This window comes from Bradyrhizobium sp. SZCCHNR1043, assembly GCF_032489675.1.
GTDB lineage: Bacteria > Pseudomonadota > Alphaproteobacteria > Rhizobiales > Xanthobacteraceae > Bradyrhizobium.
This window is the reverse complement of sequence record NZ_JAUEYN010000015.1, coordinates 159283-176129: the sequence shown is the minus strand read 5'-3', so window position 1 is coordinate 176129 and position 16847 is coordinate 159283. Positions and strand designations below refer to the sequence as shown.

General features: G+C 65.2%; 14 protein-coding genes. 7 read left to right on the top strand and 7 right to left on the bottom strand.

What is annotated here, in order from left to right:
• Nucleotides 1-190: 190 nt before the first annotated feature.
• On the top strand, nucleotides 191-2791 hold the full coding sequence (locus QX039_RS25830; protein ID WP_315737298.1) for an MMPL family transporter: 2601 nt from the start codon (nucleotides 191-193) through the stop codon (nucleotides 2789-2791).
• Nucleotides 2792-2853: 62 nt separating this feature from the next.
• Here the strand turns inward: QX039_RS25830 and QX039_RS25825 are convergent, their stop codons facing one another.
• On the bottom strand, nucleotides 2854-3480 hold the full coding sequence (locus tag QX039_RS25825; protein ID WP_409997722.1) for a DUF2147 domain-containing protein: 627 nt from the start codon (nucleotides 3478-3480) through the stop codon (nucleotides 2854-2856).
• Nucleotides 3481-3581: 101 nt separating this feature from the next.
• On the opposite strand from QX039_RS25825, the gene hpnO reads away from it, so the two are divergent.
• Nucleotides 3582-4973: an aminobacteriohopanetriol synthase HpnO gene (gene hpnO / locus QX039_RS25820; protein ID WP_315737300.1), complete on the top strand. Its 1392-nt coding sequence runs from the start codon at nucleotides 3582-3584 to the stop codon at nucleotides 4971-4973.
• 124 nt (nucleotides 4974-5097) lie between these two features.
• Here hpnO and QX039_RS25815 read toward each other — a convergent pair whose 3' ends face one another.
• The 4 genes from QX039_RS25815 to QX039_RS25800 form a co-directional block, all read right to left on the bottom strand.
• A complete protein-coding gene (locus tag QX039_RS25815) occupies nucleotides 5098-5886 on the bottom strand; it encodes an anti-sigma factor (RefSeq protein WP_315737301.1) in 789 nt (262 codons plus the stop codon).
• Entirely contained in the window at nucleotides 5883-6437 is a 555-nt protein-coding gene (locus QX039_RS25810) for a sigma-70 family RNA polymerase sigma factor (protein WP_315737716.1), read from the bottom strand. The genes QX039_RS25815 and QX039_RS25810 overlap by 4 nt, the downstream gene beginning before the upstream one ends.
• A gap of 97 nt (nucleotides 6438-6534) precedes the next feature.
• Nucleotides 6535-6852 (bottom strand): cupredoxin family copper-binding protein, encoded by a 318-nt coding sequence (locus QX039_RS25805; RefSeq protein ID WP_315737302.1) that lies wholly within the window; start codon nucleotides 6850-6852, stop codon nucleotides 6535-6537.
• Nucleotides 6853-6866: 14 nt separating this feature from the next.
• Nucleotides 6867-7811 (bottom strand): metallophosphoesterase family protein, encoded by a 945-nt coding sequence (locus QX039_RS25800; RefSeq protein WP_315772526.1) that lies wholly within the window; start codon nucleotides 7809-7811, stop codon nucleotides 6867-6869.
• Nucleotides 7812-8013: 202 nt separating this feature from the next.
• Here QX039_RS25800 and QX039_RS25795 point away from each other — a divergent pair, with 202 nt between their 5' ends.
• On the top strand, nucleotides 8014-9186 hold the full coding sequence (locus tag QX039_RS25795; RefSeq protein WP_315772527.1) for an acyltransferase: 1173 nt from the start codon (nucleotides 8014-8016) through the stop codon (nucleotides 9184-9186).
• Nucleotides 9187-9462: 276 nt separating this feature from the next.
• On the opposite strand, the gene QX039_RS25790 is transcribed toward QX039_RS25795, so the two are convergent.
• Complete coding sequence (locus QX039_RS25790) at nucleotides 9463-11082, bottom strand: GMC family oxidoreductase (RefSeq protein WP_315772528.1); 1620 nt, start codon at nucleotides 11080-11082, stop codon at nucleotides 9463-9465.
• A 174-nt stretch (nucleotides 11083-11256) separates the two neighbouring features.
• Here QX039_RS25790 and QX039_RS25785 point away from each other — a divergent pair, with 174 nt between their 5' ends.
• The 3 genes from QX039_RS25785 to QX039_RS25775 all read left to right on the top strand — a co-directional run bounded on the left by QX039_RS25785 (nucleotide 11257) and on the right by QX039_RS25775 (nucleotide 15036).
• Nucleotides 11257-12426: a M20 aminoacylase family protein gene (locus QX039_RS25785; RefSeq protein WP_315772529.1), complete on the top strand. Its 1170-nt coding sequence runs from the start codon at nucleotides 11257-11259 to the stop codon at nucleotides 12424-12426.
• 757 nt (nucleotides 12427-13183) lie between these two features.
• Nucleotides 13184-14104, top strand: coding sequence for a DUF692 family multinuclear iron-containing protein (locus tag QX039_RS25780; RefSeq protein WP_315772530.1), 921 nt, complete (start codon nucleotides 13184-13186; stop codon nucleotides 14102-14104).
• Entirely contained in the window at nucleotides 14104-15036 is a 933-nt protein-coding gene (locus tag QX039_RS25775; protein WP_315772532.1) for a hypothetical protein, read from the top strand. The genes QX039_RS25780 and QX039_RS25775 overlap by 1 nt, the downstream gene beginning before the upstream one ends.
• A 53-nt stretch (nucleotides 15037-15089) precedes the next feature.
• Here QX039_RS25775 and QX039_RS25770 read toward each other — a convergent pair whose 3' ends face one another.
• On the bottom strand, nucleotides 15090-15638 hold the full coding sequence (locus QX039_RS25770; RefSeq protein ID WP_315737309.1) for a hypothetical protein: 549 nt from the start codon (nucleotides 15636-15638) through the stop codon (nucleotides 15090-15092).
• On the opposite strand from QX039_RS25770, the gene QX039_RS25765 reads away from it, so the two are divergent.
• The gene (locus QX039_RS25765; protein WP_315772534.1) at nucleotides 15606-16808 is read left to right on the top strand and encodes a class I SAM-dependent methyltransferase; all 1203 of its coding nucleotides are present in this window, start codon (nucleotides 15606-15608) and stop codon (nucleotides 16806-16808) included. The genes QX039_RS25770 and QX039_RS25765 overlap by 33 nt on opposite strands.
• The last annotated feature ends 39 nt before the right edge of the window (nucleotides 16809-16847 follow it).

The following is a 16847-nucleotide window of genomic DNA, read 5'->3' as shown; positions in this document are numbered from 1 at the left end:
CCGCCCCGACGGTTCCGTGCATCGTTCGACCTGATCCGCCGTCGAGGGACCATCCTCGTCTTCAAAGGTTGGGCCAGGCCGGGTCGGGGCGCCGCTCAGGATGTGTGCGTCCGGGGCTCGCCCTGATCGGGGAACTCCGCCATGAAGCGGACGTTTCCGCCCAGCTCTCTAAACATTAGAAAGTCACGAAGTGCTGACCACGTTTGTCGTCTCGATCGTCAAGGCCTGCACCCGGTTTGCCTGGCCGACATTGATTGCGGCCCTGCTGCTCTCCGTAGGCGCGGGCTTCTATACGGCGCGTCATTTCTCCATCAATACCGACATCAACAAGCTGATTTCGCCCGAGCTCGACTGGCGCAAGCGCGACCAGCAGTACGAGCAGGCGTTCGATCGCGATCGGATGATCCTGGCGGTGGTCGAAGCGGCGACGCCCGAGATGACAGGTGTGGCGGCCGATGCGCTCGCCAAGAAGCTCAAGGGCGACACCGCGAACTTCTCATCGGTCGAGCTGCTCGGCGGCGGCGAGTTCTTCGCCAGGAACGGCCTGCTGTTCCTGCCGACCGAGGAGGTCAAGCAGCTCACGGACCAGTTCGCGGCGGCGGCGCCGCTGGTCGAGATCATGGCCGGGGACCCCTCGATCCGCGGCCTGACCGGTGCGCTGGAGACCGGCCTTGCCGGCGTCAAGCGCGGGCAAGTCAAGCTCGACAACGTCGCGCGGCCGTTCGACTACATCTCCCAGACCGTCGAGACCGTGCTCGACAAGGGCGATGCGACCTTCTCCTGGCGCCAGTTGATCTCCGACAAGCCGCTCGAAGACAGTGACAAGCGCGCCTTCATCCAATTCAAGCCGATCCTCGACTACCAGGCGCTCGAGCCGGGCAAGGCCGCCACCGATGCGATCCGGCAGGCCGCGGTCGAGCTCGATTTCCCGAACCGTTTTCATGCGCGCGTGCGGCTGACCGGGCCGGTGCCGATCGCCAACGAGGAATACGCCACCGTGCAGGAGGGCGCCGTCGTCAACGGCATCGGCACCGTGGTCGTCGTGCTGATCATCCTGTGGCTGGCGCTGCATTCGGCCAAGATCATCTCGGCCGTGTTCATCAACCTGTTCATCGGCCTCGCCCTCACCACGGCCGTTGGCCTGATGATGGTCGGCTCCTTGAATCTGTTGTCGGTCGCGTTCGCCGTGCTGTTCATCGGCCTGGGCGTCGATTTCGGCATCCAGTTCAGCGTGCGCTACCGTTCCGAGCGCTTCAAGAACGACAATCTGCCTGAGGCGCTGGCGGAAGCTGCGCGTCGCTCCGCCGTGCCGCTGTCGCTTGCGGCGATGGCGACGGCTGCCGGTTTCCTGTGCTTCCTGCCGACCGACTACAAGGGCATCTCCGAGCTCGGTGCCATCGCCGGCGCGGGCATGATCATCGCGTTCCTGTCGTCGATCACGGTGCTGCCGGCCTTGCTAAGGATTCTCAATCCGCCCGGCGAGAAGGAGCCGGTCGGCTACGCCTTCCTGGCGCCGGTCGATCATTTCCTCGAGAAGCACCGCGTGCCGATCATCGTCGGCACCCTCGGCCTGGTCGTCGCCGGCCTGCCGCTGCTCTACTACATGAAGTTCGACTTCAACCCGATGAACCTGCGCAATCCGCGCGCCGAGTCGATCGCGACCTATCTCGACCTGCGAAAGGATCCGAACACGGGCGCCAACGCGATCGACGTGCTGACGCGCTCCGAGACCGAGGCCAAGGCGATCGAGGCCAAGCTCGAGAAGCTGCCCGAGGTGGCGCGCGTGATGTCGCTCGACAGCTTCGTGCCCGAGGACCAGCCGGCCAAGCTGAAGCTGATCGCGCAGGGCGCGAAGGTGCTGGGGCCTGCACTCAATCCGGACCAGATCGATGCGGCGCCGAGCGACAAGGAGAATGTCGACGCCCTGAACTCGACCGTCGACAATCTCCGGCGCACCGCGGGCGAGAGCAGTGGGCTGGGCGCGGTCGCGTCGCGGCGGCTCGCCGACGCGCTTGCCAGGCTCGCGGGCGCCAGCGAAGCGGTGCGCAACAAGGCGCAGGCGGTGTTCGTCGAGCCGTGGAAGATCACGCTGGCGCAGCTCAGCGCCACCCTGCAGGCGCAGCCCGTCAGCCTCGCGAACCTGCCACCGGAGCTGGTGTCGCAGTGGAAGAGCAAGGACGGATTGATTCGGGTCGAGGCGCAGCCGAAGGGGGATCCGAATGACAACGACAATCTCAGGCGATTTGCCAACGCGGTGCTGGCGGCCGAGCCCAATGCGATCGGCGGGCCGGTGTCGATCCTGAAGTCAGGTGACACGATCGTGAAGGCATTCATCCACGCCGGCATCTACTCGCTGGTCGTGATCAGCCTCCTGTTGTGGGTGACCTTGAAGCGCTTCACCGACGTGCTGATGACGATCGTGCCGCTGCTGGTCGCAGGCGCCGTGACGTTGGAGATCTGCGTGCTGATCAAGCTGCCGCTGAACTTCGCCAACATCGTCGCCCTGCCGCTCCTGCTTGGCATTGGCGTCGCGTTCAAGATCTACTACGTGGTGGCGTGGCGCGGCGGCCGCACCAACCTGCTGCAGACTAGCCTGACCCGGGCGATCTTCTTCAGCGCGCTGACGACGGCGACCGCGTTCGGCAGCCTGTGGCTGTCGAGCCATCCCGGAACGTCCAGCATGGGCAAGCTGCTGGCGCTGTCGCTGGTCACCACGCTCGCGGCCGTGCTGCTGTTCCAGCCGGCGCTGATGGGCAAGCCTCGCGAGATCAAGGAGCAAGAGGGCTCGTGATCCCGGAATAGAAAAAGCGGCCGATCTCTCGGCCGCTTTTTTGTTCGGGTGACGGACGCCAATTAACGGGCGCGCGCGATATCGGGCAGCAGGCAGATATCGCCGACCTGGTCCGCGGGCTTTTGTCCCGGCTTGGCCAATGCGGTTGCGCCACTGCCGACGCCGGTCGTCGTTTTGGCCGCCGGGGCAGGGGCTGGCGCGATTGGTTTCTGTGTACCTTTAGCCATGCTGTTCACGGGGCTCGATGGGATCGGCGGAGCGACCCGCGTCCAGGTCTCGCCGCCGCACAGGAAGCCGAGCACGCAGCCCTTGATCTCCAGGTGATCGGGATCGATCGGCGTGATGGTCGAGCTGTAGAGCTGCCCATCCTTGGCGTTGTAGACTTGGCCTTCCCACGCGTCTGCGCCGGGCTTCTTCTTCATGTCGATCAGGATCGGCATGCCGAGCGTCGGACGGCTCTGGCGGGCCGGATCGGGGTTGTTGCTGTCGCGTCCGCCCGGGGTCTTCTCCCAGGCCACGACGCCCCACATGCTGCCATTGCATTGTGCGACTCGGATGTTCGCGACGCCGTCGGCGACCCGCCAGTCGCCGGTGGGGTCGGCCGCGAGCGCGGAAGAAATTCCTGCTGCGAACACGACTGCAGAGTATGCTAGTGTCGTCGACATGAGATATCTAAGGCGATGCAACATTGGCAGAAACCCGTGCTTGCTTTGATGGTGCGAATGAGGGCAAAACGCCGCATTGCGCGTTTTCAGTTGACGTCACGTCCATCAACCGAAGTATGTAGCCGATGCTAAAACCCAATCTAGACGTTTCCGAGATGTTTGTGGAGCGCCAAGCGCAGCGCAGCACGATGCATTCTCGGCATCTGAACGAGCAGCTTGTCCGCGTTCTCAAGACGATTGGATATGATGTTGGGTTCCAGAAGGGACAAGGACAATATCTCTACGATCGTGATGGGGCCCGTTATCTTGACCTGCTCAGCGGTTTTGGCGTCTTTGCAATCGGCCGCAATCATCCGACGCTGCGCGCCGCGCTGAAAAGCGTCCTCGACAGCGATCTGCCGAATCTCGTTCAGCTCGACGTCTCGACCCTGGCGGGTGTTCTTGCCGAGCGGCTGCTGGAATATGTCCCGTATCTGGACAAGGTGTTCTTTGCCAATTCCGGCGCCGAGACCGTGGAAGCCGCGATCAAATTCGCGCGTGGCGCGACCGGCCGGCCTGGTATCGTCTATTGCGGGCACTCCTATCACGGCCTCACCTACGGCGCGCTGTCGCTGACCGATGATTCGAACTTCCGCAACGGCTTCGAGCCGCTGCTGCCGGGCTGCACGGCCATCCCCTTCAACGATCTTGCCGCGCTCGAGCAGGCGCTGTCGTCGCGCGAGATCGCAGCCTTCATCGTCGAGCCGATCCAGGGCAAGGGCGTCAACATGCCCTCCGACGAGTTCCTGCCCGGCGCCGCCGCGCTCTGCAAGAAATACGGCACCATCTTCATCGCCGACGAGATCCAGACCGGCATGGGACGCACCGGCCGGTTCCTGGCGGTGGAACATTGGAACGTCGAGCCCGACATGGTGCTGCTGTCGAAGGCGCTGTCCGGCGGCCATGTCCCGGTCGGCGCGCTGCTGACGCGCAAGCAGATATTCGACAAGATCTTCAACCGCATGGACCGCGCCGTGGTGCACGGCTCGACCTTCGCCAAGAACGACCTCGCGATGGCCGCCGGCATTGCCACGCTCGAGGTGATGAAGGCCGAGAAGCTGGTCGAGGCCGCCGCCAAGCGCGGCGCCGAGCTGCGGCTGGCGCTGACGCGGATGGTGCCGGGCTACGAGCTGCTCAAGGAAGTGCGCGGCAAGGGACTGATGATCGGCGTCGAGTTCGGTCCGCCGAAATCGCTGCGCCTCAAGGCCTCCTGGACCATGCTGGAGAGCGCCAACAAGGGCCTGTTCTGCCAGCTCATCACGGTGCCGCTGTTCAAGGATCACAAGATCCTGACCCAGGTCGCCGGCCATGGCCTGCACACGATCAAGCTGCTGCCGCCGCTGACCATCACCGAAGAGGACTGCGCCTGGATCGAGCGCGCCTTCGACGACGTCATCGCGCAGAGCCACAAGGTCCCCGGCGCGATCTGGTCGCTCGGCAAGACCCTGGTCGACAACGCGATCCGCAAATCGGCCTGAGGTCGCGTCGGTTGGGCAAAGGCGCGTAGCGCCGTGCCCACCGTTTCAGCTCGTCTCCGGACAGACCGGATCCGGACAGACCGTAGGCACGCTTCGCTCGCAATGACTGAAGCGCGAGAGCGCGTCATCCCTCCTTGTTCGCACCCATCGCGCGCTCGAACCGCTCGCCGAACTCGTTGAGTTCGTCGGCGCCGATATCGCTTACCGCCCAATAGCTCAGGCCGCGGTCGCGCCAAGAGCGAATGTTGAAGCCCTGGACGGTGTCCATCCGTGCGGCGCGGCGCTCGGTAGACGCGGTCTGCGCCACGAACAGGTTGATGACGTGCTGGCGGCGGCGATAGACCACCGCGCCGATCGCGCGTGCATCGACATAGTCGAGCCGTCCGCCGATCAAGGTGAAGCCCTGTGCGGTGAGGTCGATCACCGGCGGCGCGACGTCGAGCCTGCCGTTGAACCAGGGCTTGACGGTGTGCTGATCGGTCGAGACGACGTCGGTGAGGTGGCCGGCCTGCAACGAGCGCAGATGCGCCGAGACGATCTCGGCCTCGATCCGCTGCTGGTCGTCATTGCGCAGCACGATGGCGACGAGGCCGGTGGCGGCCAGCGCCGACACCGCCGAGCCCAGGGCGAAGCCTCGCAGCAGCGTACGTCGGCTCGGCACTGCAGCGAGCGGGGTGATGGAGGCCGCATCGGCCGGCGGCAGGGTGGCTTCGATCCGCTGGCGCAAGGCAGGGGACGCCTTGTAGCTGAGGTCGGTGCCGGCGAGCATCTGCTTCATCTGCCGGATTGCAGCAAGCTCCGCGGCGCAGCGAGGGCAGCTCGCAACATGGGCTTCGACCTCGCGCGCGTGGCCGGCGTCGAGCTCGCCATCGGCCAGCGCGTGGATCAGGATCTCGGCTTCATCGCAGGTCATCGTTGTGGCTCCTCCCGCGCGAGCCAGGCGGCGCGCAGCATCGCGCGGGCGCGGGCGAGGCGCGACATCACGGTGCCGACCGGCACGCCGGCCGCCGCCGCGATCTCGCGATAGGACAGATCGTTGACCTCGCGCATGACGAAGGTCTCGCGAAACGGCTCGGCCAGCGTGTCGATCAGCCGGCGGATCGCCGAGGCATCACGTTCCCGCAATACGGCGCCTTCCGGCGTCTCGGCGCTCTCCTGCCACAGCGGGGGCTGCTCGGCCGCTTCCGGCGCGTCGTCGAGCGCCTTGGCCGGCGCGCCGGCGCGGCGCGCGAATTCGGCGTGGCAGACGTTGCGCAGGATCGCGAACAGCCACGGCTTCATCGCCGGGCCACGGTAAGTGTCGAAATGCTTCAGCGCACGCAGGTAGCATTCCTGCACGGCGTCCTCGGCGTCGGCAGGGTTGCGCAGGAGATAGCGCGCCAGGGTGTAGACGTCGTCGAGATAGGGCAGCGCCGCCTCGCGGAAGCGTCGCGCCCTCTCGGGATCGTCATTGGCTGTTGTCACCGGCGTGGTCTCCGGCTCGGTTCGCGGTCGCACGGCGCGGCCGGCGCTGCGCCGCCGACCGGTCCATGTGACGATGCTCATGCCCTGGTTCGCGATGCTACTCAACCTTGACCAGTCCCGTCATGTGCGGATGCAGCGAGCAGAAATATTTGTAGTCGCCGGCGGCTGCGAAGGTGAAGGAGAAGCTGTCGTCGGTATCGAGCGTCTTCGACCTGTATTTCCCGGCCGACACCACCGTGTGCGGGATGTCGTCATGGTTGGTCCAGGTCACCGTGTCGCCGATCTTCACCGTCAGCGCAGCCGGGGTGAAGGTGAAATTGTCGATCGTGACCTTGATGGTCTCGGCGCGCGCCGGCGTGGCGCAAACAAGCAGTACGGCGGCCAAGCCGACACCGCGAAGAACAGGCTGGATCATCGCGTTTTCGTCCCTCAGCCCGCAAGCGGCGTATCGATGATGGCGAGGCGCTCGTCACCGACCTTGAAATCGATGCTGGCGATGCCGAGCAGGCTGCGCAGCCTTGCGTCCTCGACCTTCATCGGGCCGGGCGAGGGCGCCGTGCCCGGCGCCGGTTGCGGGAACGCGGTCGAGCGCGCGGTGTGGAAGGTGACGTTGCCTTCGACCTTCTGCATCACCTGGTGGATATGGCCGTTCAGCACCGTCACCGAGCCGAACCCCTTCAGGGTGTCGAGCGCGCGGCCGCCATCCTCGGTGCCCCAGCCCCATTGCGGATACACCGTCCACAGCGGGATGTGCGCGAACACCACGATCGGCGTGGATCTGGAGCGGCCCTTGAGATCCTGCTCCAGCCAGGCAAGCTGCTCGGCGCCGAGATTGCCGAGCCCGCCGGCCTTGAGATCGACCACGTTGACGAGGCCGATGAAGTGCACGCCATTGGCGTCGAACGAATACCAGCCGGCGCCGCGGCTGCCCTTGCCGTAGCGCTCCTTGTAGAGCTTGACGTCCTCGTCGAGGAAGTCGTGCTCGCCCGGCACGTAGTGCACGTCGAGCCGGGATTGCGAGATGATGCGGTCGGCATCGTCGAACTCGGCTGCCTTCGATAGATGCGAGATGTCGCCGGTATGGATCATGAAGGCCGGCTTCACCGGCATCGCCTTGATCCGGTTCACGGCCTCTTCCAACGTCCCGATCGCGTTGGGATTGGCCGGCTTGTCGAAGCCGACATGGCTGTCGCTGATCTGCAGGAAGGTCAGGCCGGAGGCGGGCTGCTCGGCCGCCCGCGCCGCGTCGACCAGGCCGAGCGAACGTGGCACGCCGCCCGACAAGGTCCAGAGCACGCCCGTGCCCGCCCATGTCATGCACTCCAGCACCTTGCGGCGGCTGACGCCGTTCTCGTCATGATCACCAAGGCTCATCGTCATCTCCCGTTGCCCGTCATCGAGCTTGCGGGTGAGAAGAGCGGTGGTGGCCCGGGTTTATTCCCGGCTTCTCGCGATCCAAAAGCGATGACGTGTTCGTGATCATGCCGGCAATGGCCGACGGCTCACCTGTTCACGCAGGATGTGGCGCAGGGCCGCGCGAAATATATGAGCGGCTGATGGACCGGATGCGACGTCGATGCATGAGCGCGTGACCCCGACCCTGCAACGAACCGAGACGTCGCGCGATCGGATCGTGGCGCTCGACCGCGCCAGGACCTTCATCACGCTCTCGGTCGTGCTCTATCACTCCGCCATCAACTACACCGATTTCGGCCAGGGCGGCGACCGCATGCACTGGCTCGGCTTCGATCTGGTCGCGCTGTTCAACGACAGCTACTTCATGTCGTGCATGTTCTTCATCTCCGGCCTGTTCGTGCCGGCGAGTCTGGCGGGCAGAGGAGCGTCGGACTATGTCGGGCGCCGCGCGCTGCGGCTCGGCGTGCCCTATATCGTTTCGATCTTCGTGATCATGCCGATCGCCTACTACCGTTACGATGTGGCCGAGGATCAGCTCAGCGCGGTGTGGTGGCGGATGATCAGCGAGGGGCCGTGGCCGTCCGGCTCGGCCTGGTTTCTCGGCGTACTGCTGGGGTTTGATATGCTGGCTGCGCTCGTCTGCGTCCTGGCACCGCAGGCGGTCGGCGCACTCGGGCGCTGGGCCGGGACGTTGCTGCACTATCCGCTCACTGGCTTCCTGATCTTCCTCGTGATCGCCAACCTGGTCTATCTGCCGCCGCATCTCGGCTTCGGTGACGGATTCTGGTTCATGCCCGGACATTTTCCGCTGCCGCTGCAGGCGAGCCGGGGGCTGCTCTACCCGACCTTCTTCGTCGCCGGCGTCGCGATCGGTGCCGCCGGGCTGCGGGCGGGGCCGTTCGCAGCCGATGGCGCACTGGTCCAGCGCTGGTGGATCTGGTTCGGTCTTTCCTACGGCTGCTACGGCGCGATCCTGTTGCTGGCCTACGCGCATCACAACTGGATCGCCGATTTCGATTCACCGCCGCTGTGGTGGCGCGCGGCCTATGGCATGGCGGTCGCGAGCTTCTGTGCCGCGATGGCGTTCGCCGTGCCGACCTTCTTTCAGCGCTGGGCAAAGGCGCCGCTGGCGCTGATGGATCGCGTCCAGCCCTCCGCCTACGGCATCTACCTGCTGCACTTCCTGCCGCTGCTGTGGCTGCAATATCTGGTCTACGACCCGGCGTGGCCGGCCGCCGTGAAGTTCGCGATCGTGCTCGTCGGCACGCTGTCGGTGAGCTGGCTCGCAGCAGCACTGTTGCGCCGGGTTCCGCTGGTGGCGCGGATCATCTAGGTCAGCATGCGGCGACGCGTAGGGTGGGCAAAGGCGATGCCGTGCTCTCTCACATCCGAGATATTGGTGGCGTCGTGCCCGCCGCCGTGCCGCAGAGTCTGCCGCACGACGGTGGGCACGCGCCGCCTTCGGCGCCGCTTTGCCCACCCTACGATTCCCGCATCATTGCGAGGAGCCCAAGGCGAAGAAGCAATCCAGAGTGGGGTCGGGACCCTGGATTGCTTCGCTGCGTCGCTGCGCTCGCAATGACGGGAATGAGGAGTCGGACGTGAGCGCCTAGCGCCCGTCCTCCAGAATCATCATCGCCGCTTTCTCCGCGATCATCGCCGTCGGCGTGTTGGTATTGCCCGAGGTGATCGTCGGCATGATCGAGGCATCGGCGACGCGCAGCCGTTCGATGCCGCGGAAGCGCAGCCGCTCGTCGACGACCGCCATCGGATCGTCTGCGGTGCCCATCCTGGCGGTGCCGACGGGGTGGAAGATCGTGGTGCCGATGTCGCCGGCGGCCTTGGCCAGCGCGGCGTCGTCATCGCCGACCGACGGGCCGGGCAGATATTCCTGCGGCCTGTAGGCCGCAAGCGCATTCTGCTTCATCAGCCGGCGCGTGACGCGGATGGCATCGGCAGCGACCTGGCGGTCGTCCTCAGTCGCCAGATAGTTCGGCGCGATCGACGGCGCTTCGTCGATCCTGGCGGAGCGGATGCGCACCGTGCCGCGCGAGGTCGGGCGGAGGTTGCAGGCGCTGACGGTGATCGCGGGAAAACGATGCAGGGGATCGCCGAACTTGTCGAGCGACAGCGGCTGCACGTGAAACTGGATGTTGGCGCGGTCGCGCCTCGGGTCCGAGCGCGTGAAGATGCCGAGCTGCGACGGCGCCATGGTCAGCGGCCCGCGGCGCCGGAACGCATAGTCGAGCCCCATCAGGCCGCGGCGGACCAGCGAGTAATAGGTCTCGTTCAGCGTCTTCACGCCCGTGACCTTGTAGATCGCGCGCTGTTGCAGGTGGTCCTGCAGATTGCGCCCCACGCCTGGCTTGTCGAGGACGACGTCGATGCCGAGCTCGCCGAGCCACTCGGCCGGGCCGATGCCGGAGCGCTGCAGCACCTGCACCGAGCCGATCGAGCCGGCGCTGAGGATCACCTCGCCCTTGGTGCGCGCCTCGATGGTCTCACCATTCTGCTGGAAGCGCACGCCTGTGGCACGGCCGTTCTCGACGATCAGGCGGTCGACGAGGACGTTGGTTTCGAGCCGCAGGTTAGGCCGCTTCAGCGCCGGCTTGAGGAAGCCCCGCGCGGAGGACCAGCGCCGGCCGCGCTTCTGGTTGACGTGGAAATAGCTGATGCCTTCATTGTCGCCGGTATTAAAGTCGGGGATGCGGCGGATGCCCATCTGCTCGGCGGCGTCGCCGACCGCGTCCAGCACCGCCCAGGACAGCCGGGGCGCCTCGATGCGCCAGCCGCCGCCGGTGCCGTGATGCTCGCTCTCGCCGAGAAAATGATCCTCCAGCCGTTTGAACACCGGCAGCACGTCGGAATAGGACCAGCCGGAGAGGCCGAGCTGGCGCCAATGGTCGTAGTCCGCGGCCTGGCCGCGCATCGAGATCATGGCATTGATCGCCGAGCAGCCGCCGATCACCTTGCCGCGGGGGTAGGCCAGCGAGCGGCCGTTCAGGCCCGGCTCGGCCTCGGTGCGAAACATCCAGTCGGAGCGTGGATTGCCGATCGCGAAGAGGTAGCCGACCGGAATATGGAACCAGATCCAATTGTCGTTGCCGCCGGCCTCGAGAATCAGGACGCGGCTGTTCGGATCGGCCGACAGCCGGTTGGCGAGGATGCAGCCGGCAGTGCCGGCGCCCACCACGATATAGTCGAAATCCCCCTCGAGCTGTCTCGGCATCGGCATTCCCTTCCCATCATTGCCAGGCTTTTAGTCAGCTCGGACGGGCCCGGACAAGCGCCACGTTCATGGCTGGTTGACCGAGCCATGAGACGGGCGCAGCCCTTATCTTGGGCGGTGCGGCTTTTGCATGCTAAACAGGCGCAAAGTCCCACAGGAGTTACGAGATTTCCCATGCCCATCGTCAACCGCGTCGCCGATCTGCAGCCCGATATCCAGGCCTGGAGGCGGGATATCCATTCGCATCCGGAGCTGCTCTACGACGTGCACCGGACGGCGGCCTTCGTCGCCGAGCGGCTGCGCGAGTTCGGTTGTGACGAGGTCGTGACGGGCCTCGGCAAGACCGGCGTGGTCGGTGTCATCAGGGGCCGCAAGCCCGGCCATGGCGAGGTGAAGGTGCTCGGACTGCGCGCCGACATGGACGCGCTGCCGATCGAGGAGGCGACCGGGCTGCCCTATGCCTCGAAGACCCCGGGCATGATGCATGCCTGCGGCCATGACGGCCACACCGCGATGCTGCTCGGCGCGGCACGCTATCTCGCCGAGACCCGCAATTTCGCGGGCGAGGTCGCCGTGATCTTCCAGCCGGCCGAGGAGGGCGGTGGCGGTGCGGACGCGATGATCAAGGACGGGCTGATCGACCGCTTCAAGATCGATCAGGTGTACGGCATGCACAACGGCCCCGGCCTGCCGGTCGGCGCGTTCGCCATTCGCCAGGGACCGCTGATGGCGTCGACCGACGCGCTCGACATCACGATCGAGGGCCATGGCGGTCACGCCGCCAAGCCGCACAATTGCATCGACTCGCTGCTGGTCGGCGCCCAGCTCGTCACGGCGCTGCAGCAGATCGTGTCGCGCAGCGTCGATCCGCTGGAGGCCGCGGTGCTGTCGATCTGCGAGTTCCACGCCGGCAACGCCCGCAACGTGATTCCGCAGAGCGCGGTGCTGCGCGGCACCGTGCGGACGCTGACGCCGAAGGTGCGCGAGCTGATGGAGAAGCGTGTGCGCGAGGTCGTGACCGGCGTCGCCCAGATGACCGGCGCCAAGATCGACCTGAACTATGCGCGCGGCTATCCCGTGGTGATCAATCACGCCGAGCAGACCGAGATCGCGATCCGCGCCGCCAAGGAGGTCGCAGGCGACGCCAACGTCCACGAGATGCCGCCGATGATGGGCGGCGAGGACTTCGCCTATATGCTCGAAGCTCGTCCCGGCGCCTTCATCTTCGTCGGCAACGGCGACAGCGCCGGCCTGCATCATCCCGCCTACAACTTCAACGACGAGGCGATCGTCTACGGCACCTCGTTCTTCATCAAGGTGGTGGAGAACACGCTGGCGGCGTGAGCCGCGGCCCAGCCATCTCAGATGAACTGATCCGCCAGACAGGGGCGCCGACCGGAGTCGGCGCCCCTGTCTTATGGATGGGGCGCCTGTTTGCTATTTTGCCGCCTCTGGCGCTGACAGGCGCAGCGCGTATTGATTCGATCCGCCTGCATCGATCGTGCGGCTTGTTTGTTACGAATTCTCCTCACGTCCCAACGACAGGCATCGCTGCAACGATGATCTGTATCGGCGCGCGTCACGCGATGCGCAGCTGACGACGCGCGCCCGTCTGCGGAGCTGAAATAAATTTCCGCCAGCGTCACTGTCGTAACAGGCAAGTGCTTTCAAAGACACAACCTAAGGTATTTACAACGAAAGCGAGTAAGTTATAGTCATTCGCGTTTCTGCTCACTGCTCGTGATCGGGCGTTCATTGCCTGTCTGAAATTTCCTTGTTCACCAGTTCGATTCCACAGATGGAGGACCCCCATGGACGTCAAGAAGCTCTCCGTGAAGGAAGCGGCTGCGGCCGCGGCCAAGTGTGCGGCAACTGCGGCGCAATGCGCGGCAAACTCGGCCAAGTGCGCTGCGACGGCAGCGCATGCCCAGGCTAAGGCGGCGTCGGCACGGTGTGCGGCCACCGCTGCGCGATGCGCAGCAACTGCGGCGCGCTGTGCGGCCACAGCCGCAAAGTGTGCTGCCTCCTGAAGCAGATCTCCTGCAAGAAATCCGGCGCGCTGGCTGAGCCGGCGTGGTCGGGCTGGTCGGAGATGAGACCTATGAGCTTTCCGCGTCTTGGAGTGGGACTCCAATTCAACCCGGAACTGATCGGCTGGTTTCCCTTCCTCGACCAGCCGCTTGATGCGCTCGAAATCCTGTTCGACTCGATCATGAGCCCCCTCGATGGCCCGGGGGTGTTGTCTCCCCGTGCCATCGAACTCGTCCGTGATGTCTCAGGCAAGTTTCCGCTGCTCGGACATTCGAACTATGGCGGAGATTTCGGCTTCGAGGATCTGACGGCGACAGCCGCGGTGCGCCGACACGTGCCGCTGGCCAGGAAGTTCGGCGTGGCCTGGGTTGCCAATCACTGCTTCTACAGCGATGCGTCCTGGGCGGATGTGTGGAGCAGTCCGCTGCAGTTTTCTCGCGCGGAGGTCGTGCGGCTCGCCGAGCGGGCGCGCACGCTGCAGGCGCTCTATGGCGTCCCGCTCGCGCACGAAAACGCAGCCTATTATCGGACCTGTCCCGGCAGCGAGATGCCCGAGGAAGAGTTCCTCGCGGCAATCCTGGAACTATCGGGGACCTATCTGCATCTCGATCTTCACAATCTGTATGCGAATGCGCAGAACCACGGCTCACGCGGCTACTCCATTCAACGCTTCCTGGCGACGATCCCGTCCGAGCGCATCATCTCCATCCACCTCGCAGGCGGGCGTTGGATCGGTGGCCAATATCACGATCTTCACGACACGCAGGTCACCGAAGAGGTGTGGGACCTTCTCGATGACGTTCTGGCGCGGGCGCGCCCCGGGGCCGTCATCCTCGAATACGAGACGCAATCCCTCTATTGCGCGGGGGAGCGGGTCGATACGGACCGCACCACTGACTTGATCCTCTCCGACCTGGAGCGGGCGCGGAATGCCTGGGATCGCGCCTATGGACCGGCGAGCCGCCGTACCACCCGCAGCGAGGCCGCGTGATGAATGCCGAGCTGGTATGGAGCACTTGGCGTCGCGTGTTGAGAGACGATGGTCTCGTCACATGGATCACCCGATCCGACGCCCGAACCGCACATCCGGATGGCCTCTCCGTGGAGGAGAGAGCGATCGTCACCGACTACGCGGGCACGCCGGCGGCCACGAACGCCAATATCGGCATGTACCGGCGCGGACTCGTCAGGAATGCGTTGGGGGCGCTCGATCTGGTGCCGCTGACACGCCGCCTTCTGAACATGAGCGGTCGCGACGTCGATATTGTGGCCGAGGATTTCGTCAGATCGACCGGCTATCCGGACGACGGACCGAATTTCTGGCGCTGTGCGGCCGGCTTCGTCGCCTATCTGACCAGGCTTCCGGAATTTGCGTCCCGCGCCCATCAGGATGTCATGGCGATTGATGACGCGACGATCGCCTTGGCGCGCAGGCTCGGCCGGTCGGCGCCGCCGGCGTGGCCCGTCGACGCGGCCCGCCACGCGGGCGTGGCGGCGCGCAGCGAGGGTGAGGCGGCTCGCGTCCGTCGCAATCCGGCTGCGGTCGTGGTTTCGTCATCCTGCGATCTCACGCCCTGGATCGAGGACCCATTCGAGTTCGATCCGTCCGACGATCTCGAGGCCTCGTCGCGCCATTGGCTGGTGTATTTCCCGGGGCCCGAGCTAGCGCATGAATATGCAGAACTGTCGGAGCGGGGGGCCCGGGCGTTCGACCTGCTCGGCACGCCGCGGACCGTTGACGAGTTGGCTCTGGAAATGCGCGATCTCTCGCGTGACGACGTGCAGGCCGTGGTCGGATCGCTGATGGAATTGGGCGTCCTGACGAGCGGGGCGGACGGGCTAGCATCGGGAAACATCCTGACGATGGAGGGCTGCACCGACCGTTCAGTTCAGTCGCGCATTGAATGGGCGCCAGTCCCATGAGACCGCTTGAAAAGCCCTTGCGTTCTGCTCCCGACAGCCTTCCCGGCCGGCTGTCAGACGATACCTTCGTCATGCTGGATCCGGCCGTCGAGGTGGTGGACGCTACGGTTTCGGGCCATCATTTGTTGAGCCACGGCCATTTCGATGCGGGGATGGTCGTGCCGCCCGGCGATGGTCTGCTCGATTTCGTGACGACGCTGATGCCGCGGCCGATCAGGCTCGCCGCGCTGCGGGCGCAATATGACGATCAAGGGATGATCGACAAGATGCTGGCGTCCCTGCACGGCCAGGGCTTCATGCATGTCACCTCGGCTGAAACGCCATCGGCGCAACAGCTCGCGCTTCTTCGGCGCAAGGCATGGCAGATGCGAGAGCCGATGCTGCGCCGGTCCATTGTCGTCGATCTGGATACTCTGGAATCGATCGAGCAGCTGACCGAGCGCCTGAGCGCTGAGCCGCTTCCCCCGGAAGTTCTGCTGCGTTGCTCGAGGTTGTCGGACCATCGCAAATGCTTCGATCGACTGGCAAGGTTGCGGCAGGGCGGTGCATTGCGGATGCACCAGACGGTGGTGCAGACGCGCGATCTGGTCGCCGATCACCAATTGCGCCAATCGCTGCTGCATCTCGGCGCGTCAGTGACTGTCGAGGACGTGGCCTGGCCCGTCCCCGATCGTCCGATCGCAGGGCTCGACGAGATCGTCCGGGCCTGCATTCCCGTGCATGTGCTGATGGCGCCGGATCAATCGATCTGCGACGAGGCGGCGCGAAGCCGGATGCTCGGCTGGGCAGCATCCAGGTTCATCTCCGGCCTCCGGCTCGTTCTGGACGTGCGGACGCTATGGCCGGATGGCGATGCCGGCGACGACGACTTTGCCCGCGTCTTCGACGCGCTGAGCATCATCGAGAACGAGTTCGGAGATGTTCTGATCGAGAACCTGCCGAGCGATGAGGTGCTGCTTGGAAACACGGCGACGAGTCTGCCATCCGGTCCTGGTCTCGAACTCGCCGATCGTTTTCGGCGGTCATATCTGCGCTGGCGCTTGCCTCTGCTCAAGTCTTGCGAGAACGACAATAGCTGGAGCCAGACGCCCGAAGTCGAAGACAAGCTGGTCCGCGCCGGGGATGACCTGCTGCCCAATCATCCGGAGCTGCTGAAGCTCCAGCCCGGCAGCATCGTGGTCGACGTGTGCGGCGGCCTCGGTCGCGTTGCGAGGCGGCTTTCGCCCGCCGTCGGCAGGGACGGACTGGTCATCTCCATCGAGATGTTCCGCTGTCTGAGTGATCGGGCTCGTCGCTTCGCATGCGAACGGGACATCACCAATCTGCAATTTCGTCCCGGCCTGGCGCAGCGCATTCCGCTGCCCGACGCCACCGCCGACGCCGCCGTCAACGAGTGGACCGGCGGCATCTGGGAGCTCGGGATGGGACCGATCATGGTCAGGGAAATGGCCAGGGTCGTTCGTCCCGGCGGCCGCATCGCGGCGACGCATCGGCTGGTCCAGCTGCAGCTGTCGGCCCTGGCGCAGCCCTGGGTGCAGTACGCCAGGATCTATGCCTGGATGCGCGAAGCCTTCGCGCAGCCGGAGCTGACGATCGTGACCGAGCGCATATGGGGGCAGATCGTGCCGTCGCTGGTGGGCGAGAACGCCACGCTGTGGCGCAAGCAATACATGCCGCGGCTGATCAATCCCTTCGACGTGACGTACAGACAGGACGAGAATCCGGATACGCGTGCCGACGTTTACCTGACGATCATTGCGCAACGAAATTGACGTTCGTTTTCATTGAGGTGATTGCTCGAGGTGCTCATA

What these genes read in the sequence shown, in the direction of transcription:
- QX039_RS25825 (WP_409997722.1), bottom strand. Translation starts at nt 3,480, where the DNA reads ATGTTGCATCGCCTTAGATATCTCATGTCGACGACACTAGCATACTCT.
- hpnO (WP_315737300.1), top strand. Translation starts at nt 3,582, where the DNA reads ATGCTAAAACCCAATCTAGACGTTTCCGAGATGTTTGTGGAGCGCCAA.
- QX039_RS25815 (WP_315737301.1), bottom strand. Translation starts at nt 5,886, where the DNA reads ATGACCTGCGATGAAGCCGAGATCCTGATCCACGCGCTGGCCGATGGC.
- QX039_RS25805 (WP_315737302.1), bottom strand. Translation starts at nt 6,852, where the DNA reads ATGATCCAGCCTGTTCTTCGCGGTGTCGGCTTGGCCGCCGTACTGCTT.
- QX039_RS25800 (WP_315772526.1), bottom strand. Translation starts at nt 7,811, where the DNA reads ATGAGCCTTGGTGATCATGACGAGAACGGCGTCAGCCGCCGCAAGGTG.
- QX039_RS25795 (WP_315772527.1), top strand. Translation starts at nt 8,014, where the DNA reads ATGCATGAGCGCGTGACCCCGACCCTGCAACGAACCGAGACGTCGCGC.
- QX039_RS25790 (WP_315772528.1), bottom strand. Translation starts at nt 11,082, where the DNA reads ATGCCGAGACAGCTCGAGGGGGATTTCGACTATATCGTGGTGGGCGCC.
- QX039_RS25785 (WP_315772529.1), top strand. Translation starts at nt 11,257, where the DNA reads ATGCCCATCGTCAACCGCGTCGCCGATCTGCAGCCCGATATCCAGGCC.
- QX039_RS25780 (WP_315772530.1), top strand. Translation starts at nt 13,184, where the DNA reads ATGAGCTTTCCGCGTCTTGGAGTGGGACTCCAATTCAACCCGGAACTG.
- QX039_RS25775 (WP_315772532.1), top strand. Translation starts at nt 14,104, where the DNA reads ATGAATGCCGAGCTGGTATGGAGCACTTGGCGTCGCGTGTTGAGAGAC.